The 21,418-nt window shown below is 74.7% G+C and carries 19 protein-coding genes; 12 read left to right on the top strand and 7 right to left on the bottom strand.

Going from position 1 to position 21,418, the window contains the following annotated elements:
- Window positions 1–5: 5 nt before the first annotated feature.
- Window positions 6–1,118 carry a barbiturase gene (bar, locus tag BMY88_RS21525; protein WP_091948809.1) on the top strand — a complete coding sequence of 371 codons (1,113 nt, stop codon included), beginning with the start codon at window positions 6–8 and terminating at the stop codon, window positions 1,116–1,118.
- Window positions 1,119–1,210: 92 nt separating this feature from the next.
- Here the strand turns inward: bar and BMY88_RS21520 are convergent, their stop codons facing one another.
- Entirely contained in the window at window positions 1,211–1,633 is a 423-nt protein-coding gene (locus BMY88_RS21520; protein ID WP_091948807.1) for an organic hydroperoxide resistance protein, read from the bottom strand.
- 106 nt (window positions 1,634–1,739) lie between these two features.
- On the opposite strand from BMY88_RS21520, the gene BMY88_RS21515 reads away from it, so the two are divergent.
- Window positions 1,740–2,309 (top strand): TetR/AcrR family transcriptional regulator, encoded by a 570-nt coding sequence (locus BMY88_RS21515; RefSeq protein ID WP_170861229.1) that lies wholly within the window; start codon window positions 1,740–1,742, stop codon window positions 2,307–2,309.
- A gap of 6 nt (window positions 2,310–2,315) precedes the next feature.
- On the opposite strand, the gene rpsD is transcribed toward BMY88_RS21515, so the two are convergent.
- Complete coding sequence (gene rpsD, locus BMY88_RS21510; RefSeq protein ID WP_091948802.1) at window positions 2,316–2,918, bottom strand: 30S ribosomal protein S4; 603 nt, start codon at window positions 2,916–2,918, stop codon at window positions 2,316–2,318.
- 58 nt (window positions 2,919–2,976) lie between these two features.
- On the opposite strand from rpsD, the gene BMY88_RS21505 reads away from it, so the two are divergent.
- Together BMY88_RS21505 and BMY88_RS21500 are read left to right on the top strand one after the other, a co-directional pair.
- Window positions 2,977–3,735: a DUF2470 domain-containing protein gene (locus BMY88_RS21505; RefSeq protein ID WP_139220547.1), complete on the top strand. Its 759-nt coding sequence runs from the start codon at window positions 2,977–2,979 to the stop codon at window positions 3,733–3,735.
- 37 nt (window positions 3,736–3,772) lie between these two features.
- The gene (locus BMY88_RS21500; RefSeq protein WP_244524842.1) at window positions 3,773–4,855 is read left to right on the top strand and encodes a PP2C family protein-serine/threonine phosphatase; all 1,083 of its coding nucleotides are present in this window, start codon (window positions 3,773–3,775) and stop codon (window positions 4,853–4,855) included.
- Here BMY88_RS21500 and BMY88_RS21495 read toward each other — a convergent pair.
- Both BMY88_RS21495 and BMY88_RS21490 read right to left on the bottom strand, forming a co-directional pair.
- The gene (locus BMY88_RS21495) at window positions 4,848–6,266 is read right to left on the bottom strand and encodes a YlbE family protein (protein ID WP_244524841.1); all 1,419 of its coding nucleotides are present in this window, start codon (window positions 6,264–6,266) and stop codon (window positions 4,848–4,850) included. The genes BMY88_RS21500 and BMY88_RS21495 overlap by 8 nt on opposite strands.
- Window positions 6,263–7,759, bottom strand: a complete 1,497-nt coding sequence (locus tag BMY88_RS21490; protein WP_244524840.1) for an AllF/FdrA family protein — start codon at window positions 7,757–7,759, stop codon at window positions 6,263–6,265. The genes BMY88_RS21495 and BMY88_RS21490 overlap by 4 nt, the downstream gene beginning before the upstream one ends.
- Window positions 7,760–7,855: 96 nt before the next feature.
- On the opposite strand from BMY88_RS21490, the gene BMY88_RS21485 reads away from it, so the two are divergent.
- From BMY88_RS21485 to BMY88_RS21465, 5 genes are read left to right on the top strand one after another with little or no spacing between them, the layout of a single operon-like run.
- Window positions 7,856–9,349, top strand: a complete 1,494-nt coding sequence (locus BMY88_RS21485; RefSeq protein ID WP_139220546.1) for a uracil-xanthine permease family protein — start codon at window positions 7,856–7,858, stop codon at window positions 9,347–9,349.
- Window positions 9,346–10,212, top strand: a complete 867-nt coding sequence (locus BMY88_RS21480) for an FAD binding domain-containing protein (protein WP_091948795.1) — start codon at window positions 9,346–9,348, stop codon at window positions 10,210–10,212. The genes BMY88_RS21485 and BMY88_RS21480 overlap by 4 nt, the downstream gene beginning before the upstream one ends.
- Window positions 10,209–10,775 (top strand): (2Fe-2S)-binding protein, encoded by a 567-nt coding sequence (locus BMY88_RS21475; RefSeq protein ID WP_091948845.1) that lies wholly within the window; start codon window positions 10,209–10,211, stop codon window positions 10,773–10,775. Before BMY88_RS21480 ends, BMY88_RS21475 begins: the two co-directional genes overlap by 4 nt.
- Window positions 10,772–13,189: an aerobic carbon-monoxide dehydrogenase large subunit gene (cutA, locus tag BMY88_RS21470; protein WP_091948792.1), complete on the top strand. Its 2,418-nt coding sequence runs from the start codon at window positions 10,772–10,774 to the stop codon at window positions 13,187–13,189. Before BMY88_RS21475 ends, cutA begins: the two co-directional genes overlap by 4 nt.
- A complete protein-coding gene (locus tag BMY88_RS21465) occupies window positions 13,186–13,824 on the top strand; it encodes an SRPBCC family protein (RefSeq protein WP_091948789.1) in 639 nt (212 codons plus the stop codon). Before cutA ends, BMY88_RS21465 begins: the two co-directional genes overlap by 4 nt.
- Before the next feature lie 12 nt (window positions 13,825–13,836).
- Here BMY88_RS21465 and BMY88_RS21460 read toward each other — a convergent pair whose 3' ends face one another.
- Window positions 13,837–14,595 carry a DUF4386 family protein gene (locus tag BMY88_RS21460; RefSeq protein WP_091948786.1) on the bottom strand — a complete coding sequence of 253 codons (759 nt, stop codon included), beginning with the start codon at window positions 14,593–14,595 and terminating at the stop codon, window positions 13,837–13,839.
- 112 nt (window positions 14,596–14,707) lie between these two features.
- Window positions 14,708–15,838 (bottom strand): serine hydrolase domain-containing protein, encoded by a 1,131-nt coding sequence (locus BMY88_RS21455; protein ID WP_091948782.1) that lies wholly within the window; start codon window positions 15,836–15,838, stop codon window positions 14,708–14,710.
- 74 nt (window positions 15,839–15,912) lie between these two features.
- Here BMY88_RS21455 and BMY88_RS21450 point away from each other — a divergent pair, with 74 nt between their 5' ends.
- Together BMY88_RS21450 and BMY88_RS21445 are read left to right on the top strand one after the other, a co-directional pair.
- Window positions 15,913–16,716 (top strand): SDR family NAD(P)-dependent oxidoreductase, encoded by an 804-nt coding sequence (locus BMY88_RS21450; RefSeq protein ID WP_091948779.1) that lies wholly within the window; start codon window positions 15,913–15,915, stop codon window positions 16,714–16,716.
- 134 nt (window positions 16,717–16,850) lie between these two features.
- On the top strand, window positions 16,851–18,440 hold the full coding sequence (locus BMY88_RS21445) for an HNH endonuclease signature motif containing protein (RefSeq protein ID WP_091948775.1): 1,590 nt from the start codon (window positions 16,851–16,853) through the stop codon (window positions 18,438–18,440).
- A 4-nt stretch (window positions 18,441–18,444) separates the two neighbouring features.
- Here BMY88_RS21445 and BMY88_RS21440 read toward each other — a convergent pair whose 3' ends face one another.
- The gene (locus BMY88_RS21440; protein ID WP_211435769.1) at window positions 18,445–19,056 is read right to left on the bottom strand and encodes a TetR/AcrR family transcriptional regulator; all 612 of its coding nucleotides are present in this window, start codon (window positions 19,054–19,056) and stop codon (window positions 18,445–18,447) included.
- 138 nt (window positions 19,057–19,194) lie between these two features.
- On the opposite strand from BMY88_RS21440, the gene BMY88_RS21435 reads away from it, so the two are divergent.
- The gene (locus tag BMY88_RS21435) at window positions 19,195–21,396 is read left to right on the top strand and encodes an MMPL family transporter (protein WP_091948771.1); all 2,202 of its coding nucleotides are present in this window, start codon (window positions 19,195–19,197) and stop codon (window positions 21,394–21,396) included.
- Window positions 21,397–21,418: the final 22 nt, after the last annotated feature.

The raw sequence follows: 21,418 nt of genomic DNA, 5'->3' as shown, positions 1-21,418 counted from the left end.
CGGAGGTGCCTTCCACGCCTGCACCCATCGAGGTCCGCAAGGTCCCCCTGCACAACGTCAGCGATGCCTCGGAGCTCGCGAAGCTGATCGACGACGGCGTGCTCGAGGCCGACCGCGTCGTCGCCGTCATCGGCAAGACCGAGGGCAACGGCGGGGTCAACGACTACACCCGGATCATCGCCGACCGGGCCTTCCGCGAGGTGCTGCTCGACAAGGGCAGCCGCTCCACGGAGGAGGTCGGGGAGATCCCGATCGTGTGGTCGGGCGGCACGGACGGCGTCATCAGCCCGCACGCGACGATCTTCGCCACGCTGCCCGAGGACGCGGTGGAGCGGACCGACGAGCCGCGCCTGACCGTGGGCTACGCGATGAGCGAGGTGCTCGCGCCCGAGGACATCGGCCGCCTGGCGATGGTGGAGAAGGTGGCCGAGGGCGTGCGCCGGGCGATGGCGGCCGCGGGCATCACCGACCCGGCCGACGTCCACTACGTGCAGACCAAGACGCCGCTGCTGACGATCGAGACGATCCGCGAGGCGAAGTCGCGCGGCGCGGACACGTACTACGACGAGCCGCACGGCTCGATGGACCTCTCCAACGGGACGACGGCACTGGGCATCGCCGTCGCGCTCGGCGAGATCGAGATGCCACGGCAGGAGCAGGTGATGCGCGACCTGTCGCTGTTCAGCGCGGTCGCGTCGTGCTCGTCGGGTGTGGAGCTGGACCGCGCGCAGATCGTCGTCGTCGGCAACGCGCGCGGGCACGGCGGCGCCTACCGGATCGGGCACTCGGTGATGACCGATGCCCTCGACCAGGACGGCATCTGGGACGCCATCCGGCAGGCCGGCCTCGATCTGCCCGAGCGGCCGCATCCGAGCGACCTGGGCGACCGGCTGGTCAACGTCTTCCTCAAGTGCGAGGCCGACCCCACGGGCTACGTGCGGGGCCGGCGCAACGCGATGCTCGACGACTCCGACGTGTTCTGGCACCGGCAGATCAAGGCGACCGTCGGCGGGGTGGCGGCGTCGGTGACCGGCGACCCGGCGGTGTTCGTGTCCGTCGCCGCGGTGCACCAGGGCCCCTCGGGCGGCGGCCCGGTCGCCGCGATCGTCCGCGCCTGAGGAAGGGCCCCGTCCCCCTCATCCCTCGCAGGCTCGGGACGAGCCGCTGGACGGGGCCGTGTCCCCAGCCTGCGAGGTCAGGGTGCGGTTGCCTACGCGACCGTGGCCGACAGGGTCACCGGGACGTTGCCGCGGGTGGCGTTGGAGTAGGGGCAGACCTGGTGGGCGGCCTCGACGAGCTCGTCGGCGGCGGCCTGGTCGATGCCGCCCAGCTCGACCTCGAGGGCGACCGACAGCCCGAAGCCGCCGGCGTCGTTGCTGCCGATGCCGACCTCCGCGGTGACGGCCGAGTCGGTGATCTGCACGCCCTTCGAGCGGGCCACCATCTTCAGCGCCGAGTGGAAGCAGGCCGCGTAGCCGGCCGCGAACAGCTGCTCGGGGTTGGTGGCGCCGCCGGCCCCGCCCATCTCCTTGGGGATGGCCAGCTCGACGTCGACCAGCCCGTCGGAGCTGCGGGCGTGGCCGTTGCGGCCGTCGCCGGAGGCGGTGGCGACGGCGGTGTAGATGGCGTCCATGGATGGGCTCCTCGAAGGTAGAGAGAACGGTCGTTCTGCTGACCACTGCACCACAGAGTCGGCCGCCATGCAAGACGGAACGGTCGTTCTCTTCTACAGTGGGGGCATGACCGCTCCCGCCCGCCCCTCGGCCGCCCGCGAGCGCCTGCTCCGCACGGCCGCCGAGCTCTTCTACGCGGAGGGGCTGCACACGGTCGGGGTCGACCGGATCGTCAGCGCGGCCGGCATCACCCGGGCGACCTTCTACCGGCACTTCCCCGGCAAGACCGACCTCGTCGTGGCCTACCTGCGAGGCATCGACGACCTCGTCCGCGCGTACGTGGGCGGCCCGCCGGCCGGGCGGGACGAGGCGGTGGCGCAGCTGCGGCGGCTGACCGAGGCGATCGCCGCCGAGCTGTGCCGCCCGGACTTCCGCGGCTGCCCGTTCATCAACGCCGCCGCCGAGCACCCCGACCCCGCCGATCCCGTGCACCGCGCCGTCGCCGAGCACCGGGCCTGGCTGGCCGGGACCGTGACCAGCGCGTTCCGGCTCGCCGGGCACCCGGACCCGGAGGAGGCCGGCCGGCGTTACGTGATGCTCCGCGACGGCGCGATGGTCGCGGCCTACCTCGGCGACGCCCCGGCGGCGGCGGCCACCCTCTCCGCCAGCGCGCAGGATCTGCTGGCCGCCGCCTGAGGCCGGTCAGCGGGAGTAGTACTCCACGACCAACTGCTCCTCGCAGATCACGGGGACCTCCTCGCGGGACGGCGTCCGCTCCACCCGGGCGATCAGGTCGGTGAGCCGCACCTCGAGGTAGGCCGGCGGATCGGCGTGCGCTCCGGACGCGGCGACCAGGAACGGGTCCAGGGCGCGCGACCGCTCGGCGATCTGCACGAAGTCCCCGGGCTGCAGGCGGTAGGAGGGGCGGTCGACCCGGCGGCCGTTGACCAGCACGTGCCGGTGGGTCACGAACTGGCGAGCCTGGTAGATCGTGCGGGCGAAGCCGGCCCGGAGCACCGTGGCGTCCAGCCGCGACTCCAGCTCCTGGATCAGCGCCTCGCCAGTCTTGCCCCCGGCGCGCCGGGCGCGGTCGAAGGCCCGCCGCAGCTGGGTCTCGCTGACGTCGTACTGGGCCCGCAGCCGCTGCTTCTCCAGCAGCCGGGTCGAGTAGTCGCTGACCTGCTTGCGCTTGCGGCCGTGCTCGCCCGGGGGATACGGCCGGCGCTCGAAGTACGCCACGGCCTTGGGGGTGAGCGGCATCCCCAGCCGGCGACTCAGCCGGACCTTGGGGCGGGGTGTGTTCACGAGACCTCCACTTTGGTTAGGCTCACCTTACTACCGGCCGACAGTCGCGAGGGAAGCCATGACCGCACGTCAACCCACCCGTGCCGCGCGATCGCGCGCCGACGCCCCGACCGCGGCGGAGCGCGCCCGCACGGTGGCCACCTGCGCCTCGGCCTGGGTGCACACGCTGGGCACGGGCACCTCGCCGCTGCTCGGCGCCACCACCACCACGGGCGGCGACGTCCTGCTGGTCGTGCCGCGCTCGGGCGGCCTCGCCGCCGCCGTCCGCCGCTCCCCTCTCGGAGACCTGCCGGCACGGCTGACGGTCACCCGGCGCTCCCTCCTCCCCCTGCGCGACCCCGTCCGCGGCCAGCTGGAGCTCGTCGGCTGGCTGACGGCGGTGGCGCCGGGCGAGGAGCCCGCCCTCGTCCTGGACTACGCCGACGCGTGCCCGGCGGACGTGCTCCTCGACGTCGGGCTGACCGCCACCCTGCTGCGGCTGGACGTGGCCGAGGTGCTGCTCACCGAGGGCGGGTCCTGCACGACGATCGAGCCCGAGGACTTCGCCGCCGCCCGGCCCGATGCCCTCGCCGCCGACGAGGTGGACCTGCTCGGCGAGCACGCCCGCGGGCTGGCCGAGCTGTCCGCCCGGGTCCGGCTGTGGGCCGGGGAGGACGACGGCGTGCACCTGCTCGGCGTCGACCGGTTCGGCGTGCTCTTCCGGGTCGAGTGCCCGGCGTCCCGCTACGACCTGCGGGTCCCGTTCCCGGCGCCGGCCGACGACCGGACGGCGTTCGGGACCGCGCTGGCCGAACTGCTGCGCTGCGCTCGCGCCTGAGCCGCGCCGCCGGCACCCGGGCAACTACCCTCCCGTGGTGCCCCACCGGAGCGCCGTCCGCAGCCACGCCCTGCCGCTGGGCGCACTGACCGCGATCGTCGCCACGGACCTGGCGATCGGGCCCGACCAGGTGGTCATCAGCCTCGTGGCGATCACCCCGATGGTCGCCGCCGTCCTCCTGGGCCGGGGGGCGACCGTCGTCTACGGGCTGCTCGCGGTCGCCGCGGCCGCCCTGCTCGGCATCTACGACCGGCAGTACACGGCGGAGACCACCGTCGCCCAGACCGCCCGGCTGATCGGCGTCACGGCCGGCGGCGTCGCGGCGCTCGCGGCCTGCAGCATCCGGCAGCGCCGGGAGCGGCAGGTGGTCGGCATGGCCGCGGCCCAGGCCCGTGACCGCGCGGCCCTCGACCTGGCCGAGACGCTGCAGCGCAGCCTGCTCACCGACCCGCCGCAGCTCTCGCGGGTCTCGACCGCGGCCCGCTACCGGCCCGCGACGATCGGCGCGCACATCGGCGGCGACTGGTACGACGCGTTCGCGGTGCCCGACGGGACGACGATGGTGGTCATCGGCGACGTCGCCGGGCACGATGCGCGCGCCGCCGCGACGATGGCCCAGGCGCGCGGCCTGCTGCGCGGGCTGGCGCAGTCGGTGGTGGGATCCCCCGCCGCCGTCCTCACCGCCCTCGACCGCGCGCTGCTCGACCTCGGCGTCGGCGCGCTGGTGACCATCACCGTCGCGACGCTCGACGAGCGCGGCCCGGACGGCTCCGTGCGGCTGTGCTGGTCCAACGCCGGTCATCCGCCGCCCGCGCTGCTCGCCGCCGAGGGCAGGGCCGCCCTGCTCGAGCGCCCGGTGGACCGACTGCTCGGCGTGGACGAGTCCGGCGGGCGCGTGGACCACGAGCTGCGGCTGACCCCGCGCGACACGCTGGTGCTCTACACCGACGGCCTGGTCGAGCGGCGCGACACCTCGCTGGACGCGGGCCTCGCGGCGCTGCTGGACCGGCTGCGGCGCTCGGCCGGCCGGTCGCTGGACGAGGTGTGCGACGACCTGCTGGCCGGCCTGGGCGACCGCCACGACGACGACGTCGCGATCCTCGCGCTGCGGGTCAGCTAGCGCGGGCCCCGCGGGCCAGGGCGGCCAGCGCCTGCTCGAAGCACTCCCGCGGGGGCTGCACCAGCCCGGCCCCGACCTGCCCGGTGCCGGCGACCCGGCCGGCCATGCCGGTGTTGATCTGCGGCAGCCAGCCGGTCCGCGCCACGGAGACGACGTCGATGCCGGTCGGCGCGCCCCGGAACCCCAGGATCGGGATGGCCATCGCCGGGTTCTCCGCGAGCGTCAGCTGATACATCCGCTCGGTCGTGGCGAGGGCGTCGGGCACCGTGCCGCCGACGAACCGGACGATCGCCGGCGCCGCGGCCATCGCGAACCCGCCGACGCCGTAGGTCTCCATGATCGCGGAGTCGCCGATGTCGGGGTTGGCGTCCTCGGGGCCGAAGTCGCCGAGGAAGAGCCCGACCGGCGTCTGCGCGGGCCCGGTGAACCAGCGGTCGCCGGTGCCCGAGGTCTGGATCCCGAACTCCGTGCCGTTGCGGCTCATGACCGTCACCAGCGTGGAGCCGGGGACGTCGCGGGCGGCGTCCGTCGCGAGCTTCGCCGTCGGCATGCCGAGATTGAGGAAGAAGTGCTCGTTGCCGCCGATGAAGCGCAGCACCTCCGCCAGCTCGCCGGAGGCGCGGCCGGACGACTCGGCCAGCCCCACGATCGCCGGGGAGAGCTCGCGCAGGGCCATCAGCGAGCCGGCGCGGTTGCGGTTGTGCCCCTCGTCGCCCATCTGCAGCATCTGCGCGAGGACGGCCTTGACGTCCATCGGCTCGTGCATCGACCGCACCGCGGCCTGCAGCACGGGACCGAGGACGTCCCGCATCCAGGCCAGCCAGGTGAGCACGTCCTCGCCGAAGGCGCCCATCCGCAGCACCTTGCCGAGGCCCTCGTTGAGGTTGCAGAAGGCCCGCCCGCCCTGCACGGGGTCCTCCAGGCACCACAGCCACATGGACGGCGAGGTGACGCCGGCCATCGGCCCCACGGTGCGGTGCGCGTGGCACGGCTCCAGGTGCACGAACCCGCTCGCCAGGCGGAGCTGGGCCTCCTCCACCGACGAGGCCCAGCCCTCGAAGAGGCAGGCGCCGATCAGCGCGCCGCGCAGCGGGCCGGAGGCGTCGGCCCACGCGATCGGCGGGCCGGCGTGCAGCAGGGTCCGCCCGGGCACGCCGAGCACCTCCTTCGCCGGCCGGACGTCGGTGAGCACGGAGCCGGCGGCGAGCAGCCGCTCGACCGCCGTCCGGTTGGCCGCGGGGCGGCGCGGGTCCAGGGCCAGGGCGGCGAGGTCGGCCGGATCGCCGAAGCCGGGCGGGCGCCAGTCGACGTCGTGCACGTCGGCGCCCTGGGCGCGCAGCGCGGCGGAGAAGACGTCGACCCCGGCCGCGACGACCGTCGGCGGCCCGGCGAGCAGGTCCCGCAGCGTCACGCGGCGCCTCCCAGCAGGCCGAGCGCGTGCCGGGTGGCCTGCGCGTTCGAGGCGAAGACCGATGCGCCGGCCGCGGCGAGCGCGTCGGCCTGCCGGCTCCAGCCCTGCGGATCGGCCTCGGTGCCGACCAGCGCGACCACCGCCGGCAGCGTCGTCCGGGCGCGGGCCGCGGCGAGTGCGGGGACCAGCGCCGCGGCCGGGTCGGGGTCGGCGCCGAACCCGAGGACGACGTCGAGCAGCAGCACCGCGGGCTCCCCCGACGCGGCCAGCGCGGCGATTGCCTCCAGCCGCAGCGTCGGGTCGATCATCGGGTGCGCCCGCCCCACGGTCAGGGCGTCGTCGCCGAGGTCGAGGACGAGGTGCCCGGGGGCGGCAAGGTCGGTCCCGATCCCGAGTTCCGGGCGCAGCGGGGTGTTGGAGCGGACGTCGCCGAGCACCGGGCCGGCCAGCAGCATCGCCTCGTCGGCCAGCGTGCCCCCGGAGTAGAGCCCCTTGAGCACGGCGCCGGGCAGCGCGGCCTCCCCCGCGCCGGGCCGCGACGGCCAGTCGGGCACCGCGACGCCGAGGTCGCCGAGCAGCGCCTCGACGGCGGCGGTGAGGTCGGGCGCGTCCGGACCCAGGGCGGCCTGGCGCACCGGGGTGCGCAGCCCCGCCGCCGCGCGCGCCACCTCCAGCGCGACCGCGGGCGCCGGCGGCTTGGAGACGACGAGGATCGCCTCGGTGGCCGGGTCGTCGTCCAGCGCGGCGAGCGCGTCGAGGGTGGCCGGCCCGCCCACGGCGGCGGTGAGGTCGCGACCGCCGACGCCCAGGACGTGCGAGACGCCGACCCCCGCCGCGTCCAGCAGGCAGGAGACCTGCTGGGCGCCGGTGCCGCTCGCCGCCACGATCCCCACCGGCCCGCGGCGGACGGCGTTGGCGAAGCCGAGCGCGAGCCCGGACACGATGGCCGTGCCGCAGTCGGGCCCCATGACGAGGACGCCGGCGGCGCGCGCGGCGCGCTTGAGCGCGACCTCGTGCTCGACCGGCACGCCGTCGGAGAAGAGGAGGACGCTGCGCCCGGCGGCGATCGCGTCTGCGGCCTCGGCGACGGCGTACGGGCCGGGGACGCTGACGATCGCCAGCGCGGGCCCGTCGCCCGGCAGCGCGTCGAGGCCGGCGCCGATGGTCCGCGCGGGCACCGCCTGCGCGGAGGCGGTGCTCCGCTGCCGCTCGGCGAGGGCCGTCTCGACCGCGGCGACGGCGCCGGCCAGCGCGGCGTCGTCGTCGGCCGAGATCGCGACCAGCAGCTGCTCGGGCGACGCCGGCTCCGCGGGGGCCAGGCCCATGCCCGCGGCCAGGTCGAGGTTGAGCGGGGTCGCCATGGCGACGAGCACCGCGGTGACGCCGTCGCGCGCGCCGACGTCCCGGCTGACCTGCATCAACCGCACCGAGTCGGCGTAGACGCCGCTGCGCAGCGCCACGTGCCGGACACCGGCGCCGGGCGGGGGGCTCACGAGACATCACGGTAACGACTACTTCGCACAGAGCCACTTCCGCGGCCCGCCCCCCGGGTGTCAGATGGACGCTCCCCGAGCACGAGGAGCCCATCGATGGCGTTCGGCTGGAAGCTCTACGGAGACGGCAAGACCCCGCCACTGGGCGAGGCGGTGGCCCCGGACGAACGCCTGTCGTGGCCGAGGACCGCCGGCATCGGGGCGCAGCACGTCGTCGCCATGTTCGGCGCCACGTTCGTCTTCCCCGTGATCATGGGTCTGGACGCCAACCTCGCGATCATGATGAGCGGGATCGCGACGATCATCTTCCTGCTCATCGTGCAGGGGAAGGTGCCGAGCTACCTGGGCACCAGCGCCTCGTTCGTCGGCGGCGTGGGTGCCGTCCGCGGGGCCGGCGGCGACAGCAGCGACGTCGTCGGCGCGATCCTCGTCTCCGGTGTGGTGCTGGCCCTCGTCGGCGTGCTGATCCACTACCTCGGCGTCCGGACGATCAACAAGGTGCTCCCGCCGGCCGTGACCGGCGCCGTCGTCATGCTGATCGGCTTCAACCTGGCCTCGGTCGCGACGCAGACCTACTGGGTGCAGGACCAGTGGGTGGCCCTGGCCACGATGACCTTCGTCATCGTGGCGTCGCTGGCCCTGCCGGGGTTCCTCGGCCGCATCGCGATCCTGCTGGGGCTCGTCTTCGGCTTCCTCCTCTCGCTGCTGCTGGACGCCACGAGCGGTGCGATCACCTCACCCGACGGCACGGGCGCGGAGGTGACCCGTGACCGGGTGAACCTGGACGCGGTCGGCGACGCCGACTGGTTCGGGCTGCCCGAGTTCACGACGCCGCACTTCTCGGTGAACTTCAGCCTGCTCGTGCTCCCGGCGGTCATCGCCCTGGTCGCGGAGAACGCCGGCCACGTGAAGGCGGTCGGGGAGATGACGAAGCGGGACCTCGACCCGGTCCTGGGGCGTGCCGTGGCGGCCGACGGCATCGCGACCGTCGTGGCCACCTCCGTGGGCGGCTCCCCCACCACGACCTACGCCGAGAACATCGGCGTCATGGCGGCCACCCGGGTGTACTCGACGGCTGCGTACTTCGTCGCCGCGGCCGTGGCGATCCTGCTCGGCCTGATCCCCAAGTTCGGTGCGCTCATCTACGCCACCCCGGGCGGCGTCCTGGGCGGGATCACGGTGGTCCTCTACGGGATGATCGGCCTGCTCGGAGCGAAGATCTGGAAGGAGAACCGGGTCGACTTCGCCAATCCGATCAACCTGGTGCCGCTCGCGGCCGGGATCATCATCGCCATCGGCAACAGCCGCGGCACCGACGTCCCGCTGCTGAAGTTCGACGAGGACTACTCGCTGGGCGGCATCGCGCTCGGCACGCTCGTCGCGGTGCTCGGCTGGCACCTGGCCCGCGCGGTCGCCCCCGCGGACATGAAGGCCGCACTGGCCCGGGAGGGGGCGCACCCCGCGGCCGGCAGCACGTTCGGGCACGTCGCCGGGGAGGAACTCGCGCCCGACCCCTCGTCGGTGGACGAGGTGGGCCGCCCCGGCGCGACCGGCGGCGCCGCCCCGTCGAAGGGGACACGCGGGAGGTGAAGCCCGCCCCCTTCCGGTACGCCGACCCCGGCTCCCTCGGCGAGGCCCTCGACGTCCTCGCCGCGGAGGGGGACGGCGCGAAGGTGCTCGCCGGTGGCCAGTCGTTGATCCCGCTGCTGTCGATGCGGCTGGCGGCGCCGACCACCCTGGTCGACCTCAACCGGGTGCCCGGCCTCGACGCGGTCGAGGTGACCGGGGACGGCGTGCGGGTGGGGGCGCTGGTACGGCACGCGGAGCTCCTCGGGAACCCCGCGGCGCGGACCGTGCAGCCGCTGCTGGCGCGGGCGACGGCGTACGTCGCGCACCCGGCGATCCGCAACCGGGGGACGACGGTCGGCTCGATCGCGCACGCCGACCCCTCCGGCGAGATGACCGCGGTGCTCGCGCTGACCGGCGGGTCGGTGACGGTGGCGACGCCGGCCGGGCGCTCGACGATCGGCTGGCGGGAGCTGTTCGTCGGGCCGCTGGAGACCTCGGTGCACGGGGCGGCGGTCGTCGTCGACGCGTTCTTCCCCGCGCTCCCCGCGCGGTCGGGGACGGCGTTCGTGGAGGTCTCGCGGCGCAGGGGCGACTACGCGGTGTGCGGCGCGGGCGTCGTCGTCACGCTCGACGCCGACGGCCTCGTCGAGACCGTGCGCGCCGCCTACCTGTCGGTCGGGCCGGTGCCGGAGGTGCACGACCTGACGGAGGCGGTCTCCGGGCAGCCGGCGGCGTCGGCGGACTGGGCAGCGGCCGCGGACCTGGCCCGGACGCTGGTCGATCCGGACGGCGACCTGCACGCCAGCGCCGACTACCGGCGGCTGCTCGTCGGGGTGCTGACGGAGCGCGCGCTGGCGTCGGCGGCGGCCGAGGCGGCCGCATGACGCCGATCGACACCGAGCGGTCGATCACCGTCACCGTCAACGGTGTTCCACGTGGAGCACGGGTGCCGGTGCGCCGGCTGCTGTCGGACGCGCTGCGGCACGACCTCGGGCTGACCGGCACGCACGTGGGCTGCGAGCACGGGGTCTGCGGGGCGTGCACGGTGCTGGTCGACGGCACGCCCGTGCGGTCGTGCCTGGTGCTCGCCGTGCAGGTGGACGGCGCGGCGGTGACCACGGTCGAGGGACTCGCGCGCGCGGACGACGACGGCGGGCAGGTGCTGCACCCGGTCCAGGAGGCGTTCCGGGAGTGCCACGCGCTGCAGTGCGGGTTCTGCACGCCGGGGTTCCTGGTGACGATCGCGGCGGGGCTCGAGGCGCGGAACCTGTCCACCGAGATCACCGAGGAGGAGGTCGACGAGCTGGTCGGCGGCAACCTCTGCCGGTGCACGGGCTACGCGAACATCAAGAAGGCCGTCCGGCACGCCGCCGACACCATGCGACGCAATGGTGCGGAATTGCCCCTGGGCAATTCCGCACCATTGCACGAGCAGGGGCCCCGGTGACCACGAAGCTCTTCGGGGAGCCGGTCCGGCGCCGCGAGGACGCCCGGCTCGTCACCGGCCGGGGGCGGTACCTCGACGACATCGGCGCGCAGGCGCTGGCCGCCGCCTTCGTGCGCAGCCCCTACGCCCACGCCCGGATCACCGACGTCGACGTCGAGCCGGCGCTGGACGTCGAGGGTCTGGTCGCGATCTACACCTACGAGGACCTCACCGGCCCGATGGCCGAGCCGCTGCCGGTGCTCATCCCCCATCCGCAGCTGCACGCGCCGCGCACGGGCTACCCGCTGGCCAACGGCGAGGTGAACCACGTCGGCGAGCCGGTGGTCATGGTGGTCGCCACCGACCGGTACCTCGCCGAGGACGCCGCCGAGCGGATCGTCGTCACCTACGAGGAGCTGCCGGTCGTCGTCGGGGTGGACGCCGCCCGCGCGGCCGAGCACGCGGTGCACGCGGAGATCCCGGACAACGTCGCGGCGCGGCACCACCAGGAGACCGGCGACGTCGAGGAAGCGCTGGCCGGCGCCGCGCGGACCCTCTCCTTCACCCAGTACGTCGAGCGCAGCGCGTGCATGCCGCTGGAGGGCAAGGGCGTGCACGCGCGCTGGGACCCGGCGGACTCCTCGCTGCGGGTCTACTCGAGCACGCAGGCGTCGACGTCGGTGCGGGCGGCGATCGCGGCGAAGCTGGAGCTGTCGCTGGAGCGCGTGGAGGTGATCGCCCCGGACGTCGGCGGCGGCTTCGGCGTGAAGATCGTGCACCCGTGGCCGGAGGAGCTGCTCGTGCCGATGGCCGCCATCGCGCTCGGGCACGAGGTGAAGTGGACCGAGGACCGGCGCGAGCACTTCATCGGCAGCGCCCACGAGCGCCAGCAGCGGCAGGAGATCACCGTCGGGTTCGATGACGACGGGCGGATCGCCGCGCTCGACGTCCACGCCTGGCACGACAACGGCGCGTACACGCCCTACGGGATCATCGTCCCGATCGTGACGGCGACCCAGCTGGTCGGGCCGTACGTGATCCCCGTGTACCGGGTGGTCGTGGAGAGCGTCTACACGAACACGGTGATCGTCACCCCGTACCGCGGGGCGGGGCGGCCGCAGGGCTGCTTCGCGATGGAACGGACGATGGACCGCATCGCCGACGCCCTCGGCCTGGACCGCGCCGAGGTGCGGCGGCGGAACCTGATCCGGCCCGACCAGTTCCCCTACGACCACCACCTGACGTTCCAGGACGGCCGGCCGGTGGTCTACGACTCGGGCGACTACCCCGGGCTGCTGTCCAGGCTGACGTCGCTCGTGGGCTGGGAGGCGATGGAGGACCGGCGGGCCGAGGCGGCGTCCCGCGGCAAGCTGCTCGGCGCCGGGATGGCGATGTACGTGGAGGGCACCGGGCCCGGCCCATACGAGGGCGGCCACGTGCAGGTGCTGGGCAGCGGCAAGGTGCTCGTGTCGACGGGGCTGACGTCGCAGGGGCAGGGGCACGAGACGGTGTTCGCGCAGATCGTCGCCTCCGAGCTGGGGGTACCGATGGAGGACGTCGAGGTGACCACCGGCGACACCCGGCGCTTCCCCTACGCGGTCGGGACGTTCGCCTCGCGGGCCGCGGTGATGAGCGGCAACGCGATCGCGCTGGCCGCGCGGGGGGTGCGGGAGAAGGCGCTGCGGATCGCCGCGGAGGTACTGGAGGCCTCGCCGGACGACCTGGAGATCGCGGACGGGGTCGTGGGCGTGCGCGGGACCCCCGGCGCCTCGATCCCGCTGCGGACGATCGCCGTCCTGTCCAACCCGCTGCGGTACGCGTTCGACGAGGCGGCCAAGCAGGCGACGCAGTTCGCCCGACCCGGCGCGGACGACCAGCCGCCCGTCGCCGTCGGGGACGCCCCCGGCCTGGAGCACCGCGACTACTTCTCGCCCATCCGCTCGACGTTCGCCTCGGGCGCGCACGCGGCGGTGGTGGAGATCGACCCGGCCACCTGGGAGATCGACGTCGTCACCTATGCCGTGGTGCACGACTGCGGGAACGTGGTGAACCCGATGATCGTCGAGGGCCAGGTGCACGGCGGGGTCGCGCAGGGAGTGGCCGGGGCGCTGTACGAGCGGATGGCCTACGACGCCGACGGTCAGCTGCAGAACGCGTCGTTCATGGACTTCCTGATGCCGTTCGCGTCGGAGGTGCCCGACATCGACATCGACCACCAGTCGACGCCGTCGCCGCTGAACCCGCTGGGGATCAAGGGCGCCGGGGAGGCCGGGGTCATCCCGGGGTCGGCCGCGATCGCGTCGGCGATCGAGGACGCGACGGGACGGCGGATCTCGGCCATGCCGATCTCGCCGACCGAGCTGTACGACGTGATGCGCTCGCCCTCGGCGGAGCGGACGGCGGCCGCGGGCCGCAGGACGGAGGTCGGCGGGTGAACCTCGACGGCGCGGCGGTGCTGCACGGGACGCCGGAGCAGGTGTGGACGGCGCTGACCGATCCGGCGGTGCTCGCGCGGACGATCCCGGGGTGCTCGTCGCTGGAGCTGACCGGACCGGACGAGTACCGGATGGCGCTGGCGGTGGGGGTCGGCGCGGTGCGCGGCACGTACGCCGGGGTGGTGCGGCTGACCGACCAGCAGCGGCCGTCGTCCTACGTGATGCACGCGTCGGGCGCCGGGGCGCCGGGGAACGCGCGCGCGACGGTGACGATCGCGCTGGCCGGTGCCGACGACGGGACGACGACGGTGACCTGGTCGGCGGACGCGGTGGTCGGCGGTCCCGTGGCGGGCGTCGGCCAGCGGATGATCACCGGCGTCGCGAAGCGGATGGCCGGCCAGTTCTTCACGGCGGTCGACGCCGAGCTGACGGGCGCCGGGGCGCCGGCGCCGGCCGTGGCCCCGGCGGGCGTTCCCGCGGGAACGTCCGCCTCGGCCGCGCAGGTCTTCGCCGGCCGGGCCGCCCCTGCCGGTGCCCCGCTCGACCTGCGCTCGTTCCTGCTCGGCACCGCCGCCGGCGGCGTGCTCACCGCCTGGGGGGTCGCCCTCGGCTACCTCCTGGGCCGCCGCCGGTGACGGTTGCCGCCCTCAGGCGGTCGCCTCGTGCCCCTTCCTCCCCGGACGTCCGGCCCGCATCAGCAGGACCACGCTGGTCGCCAGGATCCAGACGAGCATGAGGACGAACCCGGCGAAGCCCGCGATGGCCACCGCGCCCTCCTCGAGGTCCTCCTCGAACACGCCGCCGAGGCTGAGCAGCAGGAGCAGCGCGGCCAGCGCCGCGATCCACCCCAGCCAGTGCGGCAGGGTGTCGGTGCTCGTGATCGCGCCGGCCGCCGCGAGGAGGAGCGCCACCGCGGCGGGGATGACCCCGACGCCGGCCCAGTCGTTCAGCACGACGAGCGTGGAGAACACCTCGGAGTCCGCCGCCAGGTCGGTCGTCCCCTGCACGAGGGCGAGGTAGAACCCCGCCGACGCCAGGACGGTCGCGGCGAACGCGGCGCCCGCGATCGCGAACAGGCCGGAGAACATGCCGGCCCGTCCCTCCGCCCGGCGCAACCTGCTCCACAGACCCGCCAGGAAGAAGAAGAACGCGACGTCGGACAGGAAACCCAGCAGCAGCGCCCACTGGTGGCCGGAGCGGTCGTCGGCGATGGCCGCGGAGATGGCCTCCGCGCTGTCGTCGGTGGACGGCGTGTCCGGCGTGAACAGCATGGCGATGAACAGCGCGATGAACAGCAGGCCCGCGATGGCGGCGACCATGTCCCACGTGTGGGCCCGCAGGCCCTCCTCGTGGCCGCGGTCCACCTCGGTGGTGCCGCTCGGAACGGATGCACCCGTGCGGTCCATGACGACCCCTTCCCTCGTGTCAGGACCAGCTCGCCGGGGTGGCTCCCGGCAGTGCGAGTGTGATCGGGGAAGCGCGGGCCGGCGGCGATTCCTGCGCGCCGGGTGGGGACGATCAGCCGAGCGCCGCGTACACCCCCCGGATGTAGGCCTCGGCGCGGGCGGACCCGAGGATGCCGGGCGCCATCGCGTTCATCACGTAGGTGATCGTGAGCCGACGGTCGAGGTCCAGGACGACCATCGAGCCACCCCAGCCACCCCAGAAGCAGGTCCGCCCGGCGGGCACGTACGGGACCACCGGAGAGCCCAGGCAGTAGCCGATCCCCCAGGTGAACGGCGCCTCCAGCACCAGGTCGACGCCGTCGGCCTGCTGCCGGAACACGGTCTCGATCGTGGCCGGTGACAGCAGCCGCACGCCGCCCGCCGTGCCGCCCAGCGGCAGCACCCGCATCACGTCCAGCACGCCGCGGGCGTTCGAGTGCCCGTTCAGCGCGCCGAGGTCCGCGGCCCGCCACTCCGGGGACGACGTCGCCTTCACCGACATCGTCGGCGCCGTGAAGGTCCGCACCGCGATCGAGTCCGGGTCGACCGCGCCGACCGGCTCGGAGGGCGGCGGCGCGACCACCGGGGCGATGCGGCCCCGGTCCGCCTCCCGCGCGCCCACCTGGAAGTCCGCGCCCAGCGGCCCGGCGATCTCGTCGGCCACGAACTGCTTGAACGTCACGCCCGTGATCCGCCGGATCACCTCGCCGACCAGGAACCCCTGGTTCGCCGCGTGGTAGCCCGACGCCGTCCCCGGCTCCCACCAGGGCCGCTGCGCCGCCAGCCGCTCGGTCGCCGTCGGCCAGTCGTACATGTCCCGCACCGAGAACGGCTGCTCCCAGCCCGACACCCCGGAGGTGTGCGAGAGCAGGTGCCGCACCAGCACGTGCTTCTTGCCGTTGGCGCAGAACTCGGGCCAGTAGTCCCCCACCGGGGCGTCGACGTCCAGCTCGCCGCGGTCGACCAGCATCAGCGCGGCCAGCGACAGCACGCACTTGGTCGACGACCAGACGTTGACGATCGTGTCCTGCGTCCACGGCGTCGTCCGCTCGGCGTCCCGGTACCCGCCCCACAGGTCGACGACGGTCTCGCCGTCCAGGTCGACCGCGACCGACGCTCCCAGCTCGTCGCCGTCGAGGTGATCCTCGAGCGCCTTCCGGACGCCGGTGAACCTGTCGTCGCAGCTGCCTCGCACATCGCCCATGACCGCTGCCTACCCGGATCCGGCCGGGTAGTCAGCACCCCGCGTCGCGCACCCGGCGCCGGTAGCCTCCGCGCGTGGCTGCCTCCTCCGACACCGCGAGCCGTCCGACCGCGCTGGTGACCGGGGCCAGCTCCGGCATCGGCCTCGCCTTCGCCGAGCGGCTCGCCGCCGACGGGTACGACCTCGTGCTGGTCGCCCGTGACCGCGGCCGCCTCGACGCCCTCGCCGCCCGGCTGGTCGCCGACCGCGGCGTGCGCGCCGACGTCCTCGTGGCCGACCTGTCCGATCCCGTCCGGCGCCGCGCGGTCGAGCAGCGGCTGGCCGACCCCGGCGAGGCCGCGCCGGTCGACCTGCTGATCAACAACGCCGGGTACGCGACGCCCGGCGACTTCGTCGACACCCCGCCCGAGGTGCTGACGGCGAATCTCGAGGTCAACGTGGGGGCGGTGCTGGCCCTGACCCGGGCGGCGCTGCCGGGGATGCAGCGGCGCGGCGCCGGGGCGATCGTCAACGTCTCGAGCGTCGCCGGCTTCCTGCCCGGCCGCGGCTCGGTCTACGGCGCCGGCAAGGCCTACGTCACCACGCTCTCCCAGAGCCTGGCCGGCAGCGCCGCGCAGCACGGGGTGCGGGTCATGGCGCTGTGCCCGGGGTTCACGCGCACCGAGTTCCACGAGCGGCTGGGGCAGGAGCGTCCCGGCCCGGCATGGCTGTGGTTCGACGCCGATCGCGTGGTGGACGACGCCCTCGCCGACCTGGCCCGCGGTCGCGTGCTGTCCATCCCGGGCGCGGTCTACAAGGGCATCTACGTGGCCAGCCGGATCGTGCCGATGGGCCTGGTCCGCAAGCTCGCCGCCGCGACGGGACGCGGCCGGGGCTGACCCCGCGGCGTTCCCGCGGGAACGTCGTTGGTTCGTGTCGTTCCCGCGGGAACGCGTCCGATCAGCGGACCTGCAGGAACTGTCGGACCGCTGCGGCATTCTTCGAACACACGTTCGGAGAGGTGGAGGGGCCGATGGCACCGACGGAGTTGCCGATGGACGAGCTGGCGAAGCGGATCACGTCCGCGGCAGTGCGGCTGGCCGCGGCGACCGCGGCGTGGCTGGCGCTGATCGCGGAGTTCGACCGCCGCGAGGGCTGGGGCGGCTACGGCATCCGCTCCTGCGCCCAGTGGCTGGCCTGGCAGTGCGGACTGTCCACCGGCACCGCCCGCGAGCACGTACGGGTGGCCCGCGCGCTGGCCGAGCTGCCGGCGACCGCGACGGCGTTCGCCGCCGGGCGGCTGACCTACTCCAAGGTCCGGGCCCTCACCCGGGTCGCCGATCCGGTCACCGAGCCGGTGCTGCTGGAGCTGGCGCACGAGCTCACCGCCGCCCAGCTGGAATCCGTCGTGCATGAATGGCGCCGGGACGAGAAGCCCAACCCCCGCGAGGTGGCGGCCAAGCAGCGCTTCGACCACCACTGGGACGAGGCCGGCAATCTCCACCTGCGCATCTGCCTGGACGCCGAGACGGGTGCGGCGTTCCTGGCCGGCGTGGAGTCCCTGGTCGAACGTGACGCCCGTCGCGAACGCGCTGCCGAGAAGCGCGCAGCGACCGAGGGGGCTGACGGAGCAGCAGCGACGGTCGCCCCGCCCGATGACGCCGACGCCGGTCCGCCGACCGAGCAGGAGAAGCTCCGGGTCGCCCGGCGGCGGGAGATCGACGAGGTCGCCGCCGCCCGCGACCGCAGCACCGCCCGCCGCTGCGCCACCCTGGGCCGGCTCGCCTCGGCGGCCGCCGACGCCGACCGTCGCGCCGGTGACCCACCACGCCGCGAGGTCGTCGTGCACGTCGACGCCGCCGTGCTCGCCGACGACACCGCCGCCTACATCGAGGGCGGGCCGGCGCTGCACCCCGCCACCGTCCGCCGGATGCTCTGCGAGGCCACCGTCCTGACCATGCTGAGCAACGGCCACCACCCCCTGGCCCTCGGCCACGCCCACCGGTTCGCCACCCGCGCCCAGCGCCGCGCCCTCTACCGCCGCGACCGCGGCTGCGCCCGCCCCGGCTGCACCGAGACCCGCCCCGAACGCCTGCACGCCCACCACATCCGGCACTGGCTGTTCGGCGGCCCCACCGACATCACCAACATGGTGCTGCTCTGCGATATCGACCACGCCCTCGTGCACGACGAGGACCTCCTGCTGCACCTGCGTCACGACGGCCTGATCGCCCTCACCCCGGACGGCCGCCGAATCTGGGGCCGCCCCGACGCCGCCTTCACCACCGGTCTGGCCGGCCTTCCCGACTACACCGACACCGACACCTTCGTCGGGGTGCACCCCATCGACCAGGCCCGCGGACGACGGCCCAGCGCTTCCGCGGGAACGCCGCCGGCCGCGCAGGCGAACGATCAGCACCCACCGGCTCCGACCGACATCGGCCGGCTGCTCGCCCTCGACCCGATCGACCGGCTCCCCGACGCCCTGCACGTGAACGGCGAACGGATGGACCTCGAGTTCGTCGTCTGGGCGCTGCTCGGCCAGCGCGACCTCGCCCGCCGACTCGCGGCCGAGAACGACACCGGGAACACGGACACCGACCTCGGGGCGGCGGCCGCGTGACCGGTCACCCCTCCCGGCGGCGCACGGCCTTCCGGTAGCCCGCGATCAGGTGGGCGCCGACCTCGGTGAGCTCCTCGCGCAGCCACGCGTCCGTGGCATCCGGCGGCGCGGCGACCAGCCCTCCGGCCAGCGCCTGCAGCGTCGCGGCCGCCCAGATCCGGCTCAGCCCGTCCGCCTCGGACCCGACCAGCATCGCCTCGGTCCGCTCGCGCACCTCGGTCGCCTGGTCGGTGACGACCGCGCGGGTCATCGCCGCGGCATCGCGCGCCAGCCAGACCGCCACCCGGCGGTGCCGAAGCAGGTAGTCCACGTACCGGCCCACCTCGACCACCCGGCCGGCGCGGGCCGGACGGCGCTCCTCCTCCGTCACGATCGCCATGAGCTCCGCGAACGCCGGCTGCACGAGCGCCCGCAGGATCTCGTCCTTCGTGTGGAAGTGGTAGTAGACCGCCGCCTTGGTGACGCCGAGGCGGTCGGCGATGTCCTGCAGGCTCGTGCCGTCGAAGCCGTGCTCGGCGAACAGTTCCAGCGCTGCGTCCAGGACCCGCTGGGAGCCGGCCGAGCGTGCGGCGGGCATCGACGCGGGCCCGGAACGCGCGGGGACGGTGCTGGTCACGGCCGCAGCGTAGACGGCCCAGGGCGTGACGCGAGTCATCCCACCCCCTAGCCGTTCGGCTAGTAGTCTCCTTGCCGATCGGCTAGGTGCCGCGTCGCGCCCGTCCTCTGATCCACCGAGCTCCAGGAGCACCTTCTCGTGGCCGTCTTCCTCCACCGTCTCGGACGCTGGGCCTTCCATCGCCGCAAGACCGTCCTGTTCGCCTGGGTGGCCGCCCTCATCGGCCTCGGCGCCCTCGCCGGCGCCTTCGGCAAGGACGCCGACGCGCAGCTGAGCATCCCGGGCGTCGAGTCGGTCACCGCCCTGGAGACCCTCGACGAGCGCTTCCCCGAGAGCGGCGCGGCAGGCGCCTCGGCGCGCGTGGTCTTCGCCGCCCCCGAGGGTGGGGCGATCACCGACCCGGCGTACCGCGCCGCGGTCGAGCAGGCCCTCGCCGAGGCGGCCGCGGCCGAGCAGGTCGCGGCGGTCACCGACCCGTTCGAGCGGCAGGGCGTCTCGCCCGACGGCCGGGTCGCCTACGCCACGGTCAGCTACGACGCGCAGATCGACGAGATCACCGACACCGCGCGCGAGGAACTGCTCGCGGTCGCCGACGCCGCCGAGGACGCCGGCCTGCAGGTCGAGTTCGGCGGCGAGGCCACCCAGGCGGTGGCGGCCCAGGGCGCGGCGGAGGCGCTCGGCGTCCTGGTGGCGATGCTCGTCCTCGCCGTCACCTTCGGCTCCCTGCTCGCCGCCGGGCTGCCGCTGCTCACCGCGATCATCGGCGTCGGCGCGGGCATGGCCGGCGTCCTGGCGCTGTCCTCGGTCGTCGACCTGACCAGCACCACCCCGACCCTGGGGCTGATGATCGGCCTGGCCGTCGGCATCGACTACGCCCTGTTCATCGCGATCCGGCACAAGGAGCAGCTGGCCGCGGGGGTCGACGCCCGCGAGTCCGCCGGCCGGGCGGTCGGCACGGCCGGCAGCGCGGTGGTCTTCGCCGGGCTGACGGTCATGATCGCCCTCGCCGGCCTGACGGTCGTCGGCATCCCGTTCCTCACCACGATGGGCCTGGTCGCCGCCGGGATGGTGGGCGTCGCCGTCCTCGTCGCGCTGACCCTCGTGCCGGCCATGCTGGGCTTCGCCGGCGACCGGTTCGACCGCTGGGCCGTGCCGGGGCTGCGCCGCCGGCAGGCCGCGCTGGCCACGAAGGACTCCGCCGGCACCCGCTGGGCGCGCTGGGTCACCCGCCGCCCGCTCCCCGTCCTGCTGGTCGGCGCCGTCGGCCTCGGCGTCGTCGCCCTCCCCGCCCTGGACCTGCGCCTGGGCCTGCCCACCGAGGGCGACCTGGGCACCGAGACGACCCAGCGGCAGGCCTACGACCTGCTCGCCGGCGCGTTCGGTCCCGGCTTCAACGGCCCGCTCACCGTGCTGGTCGACGCCACCGACGCCGCCGACCCGGAGGCCGCCTTCGCCGCCACCGCCGCGGCCGTCGGCGACCTGGACGGCGTGGCCACGGTCGCCCAGCCGCAGCCGAACGACGCGGGCGACACCGCGATCCTCGCCGTCATCCCCGACGCCGGGCCCGCGGACGCCGGCACCGAGCAGCTCGTGCACGACATCCGCGACCTGCGCCCGGGCCTGACCGACGACACCGGGTCCGAGCTCGCGGTCACCGGCAACACCGCGCTGGGCATCGACATCTCCGAGAAGCTCGGCGCCGCGCTGCCGGTGTTCCTGCTGGTCGTGGTCGGCCTGGCGATCCTGCTGCTGATGCTGGCCTTCCGGTCGATCCTGGTGCCGATCAAGGCCGTGCTGGGCTTCCTGCTCAGCCTGGCCGCCACCTTCGGCGCCCTCGTCGCGGTGTTCCAGTGGGGCTGGCTGGCCGAGCTGATCGGCGTCGAGCAGACCGGTCCGGTGCTGAGCTTCCTGCCGATCCTGCTCATCGGGCTGCTGTTCGGCCTGGCCATGGACTACGAGGTGTTCCTGGTCAGCCGCATGCGCGAGGAGCACGTCCACGGCGCCGCCCCGACCGAGGCCGTGATCGGCGGCTTCCGGCACGGCGCCCGGGTGGTCACCGCGGCCGCGCTGATCATGGGTTCGGTGTTCGCCGGCTTCATCCTCGGCGACGACGCGACGGTGAAGAGCATCGGCTTCGCGCTGGCGTTCGGTGTGCTGGTCGACGCGTTCGTCGTCCGGATGGCGATCGTGCCCGCGGTCATGACGCTGCTCGGCCGCCGCGCCTGGTACCTGCCCCGCTGGCTGGACCGCGCGCTGCCCGACGTGGACATCGAGGGCTCGGCCCTCGAGCGCCGCACCGCCGCCGTGCCGGACGGCGAGCTGGTCGCCGCGCAGCGCTGAGACTGCGCCGCACCGTCCCCGC

The sequence above is a fragment of the Trujillonella endophytica genome, assembly GCF_900110555.1.
GTDB classification, from domain to species: domain Bacteria; phylum Actinomycetota; class Actinomycetes; order Mycobacteriales; family Geodermatophilaceae; genus Trujillonella; species Trujillonella endophytica.
Note: the sequence above shows the minus strand (reverse complement) of the source record. Positions and strands in the feature narration are given on the sequence as shown.

Bases quoted from the DNA above. Each gene is read 5' to 3' on its own strand.
- BMY88_RS21520 (WP_091948807.1), bottom strand. From the start codon at position 1,633: ATGGACGCCATCTACACCGCCGTCGCCACCGCCTCCGGCGACGGCCGC.
- BMY88_RS21515 (WP_170861229.1), top strand. From the start codon at position 1,740: ATGACCGCTCCCGCCCGCCCCTCGGCCGCCCGCGAGCGCCTGCTCCGC.
- BMY88_RS21505 (WP_139220547.1), top strand. From the start codon at position 2,977: ATGACCGCACGTCAACCCACCCGTGCCGCGCGATCGCGCGCCGACGCC.
- BMY88_RS21485 (WP_139220546.1), top strand. From the start codon at position 7,856: ATGGCGTTCGGCTGGAAGCTCTACGGAGACGGCAAGACCCCGCCACTG.
- BMY88_RS21475 (WP_091948845.1), top strand. From the start codon at position 10,209: ATGACGCCGATCGACACCGAGCGGTCGATCACCGTCACCGTCAACGGT.
- BMY88_RS21460 (WP_091948786.1), bottom strand. From the start codon at position 14,595: ATGGACCGCACGGGTGCATCCGTTCCGAGCGGCACCACCGAGGTGGAC.
- BMY88_RS21455 (WP_091948782.1), bottom strand. From the start codon at position 15,838: ATGGGCGATGTGCGAGGCAGCTGCGACGACAGGTTCACCGGCGTCCGG.
- BMY88_RS21445 (WP_091948775.1), top strand. From the start codon at position 16,851: ATGGCACCGACGGAGTTGCCGATGGACGAGCTGGCGAAGCGGATCACG.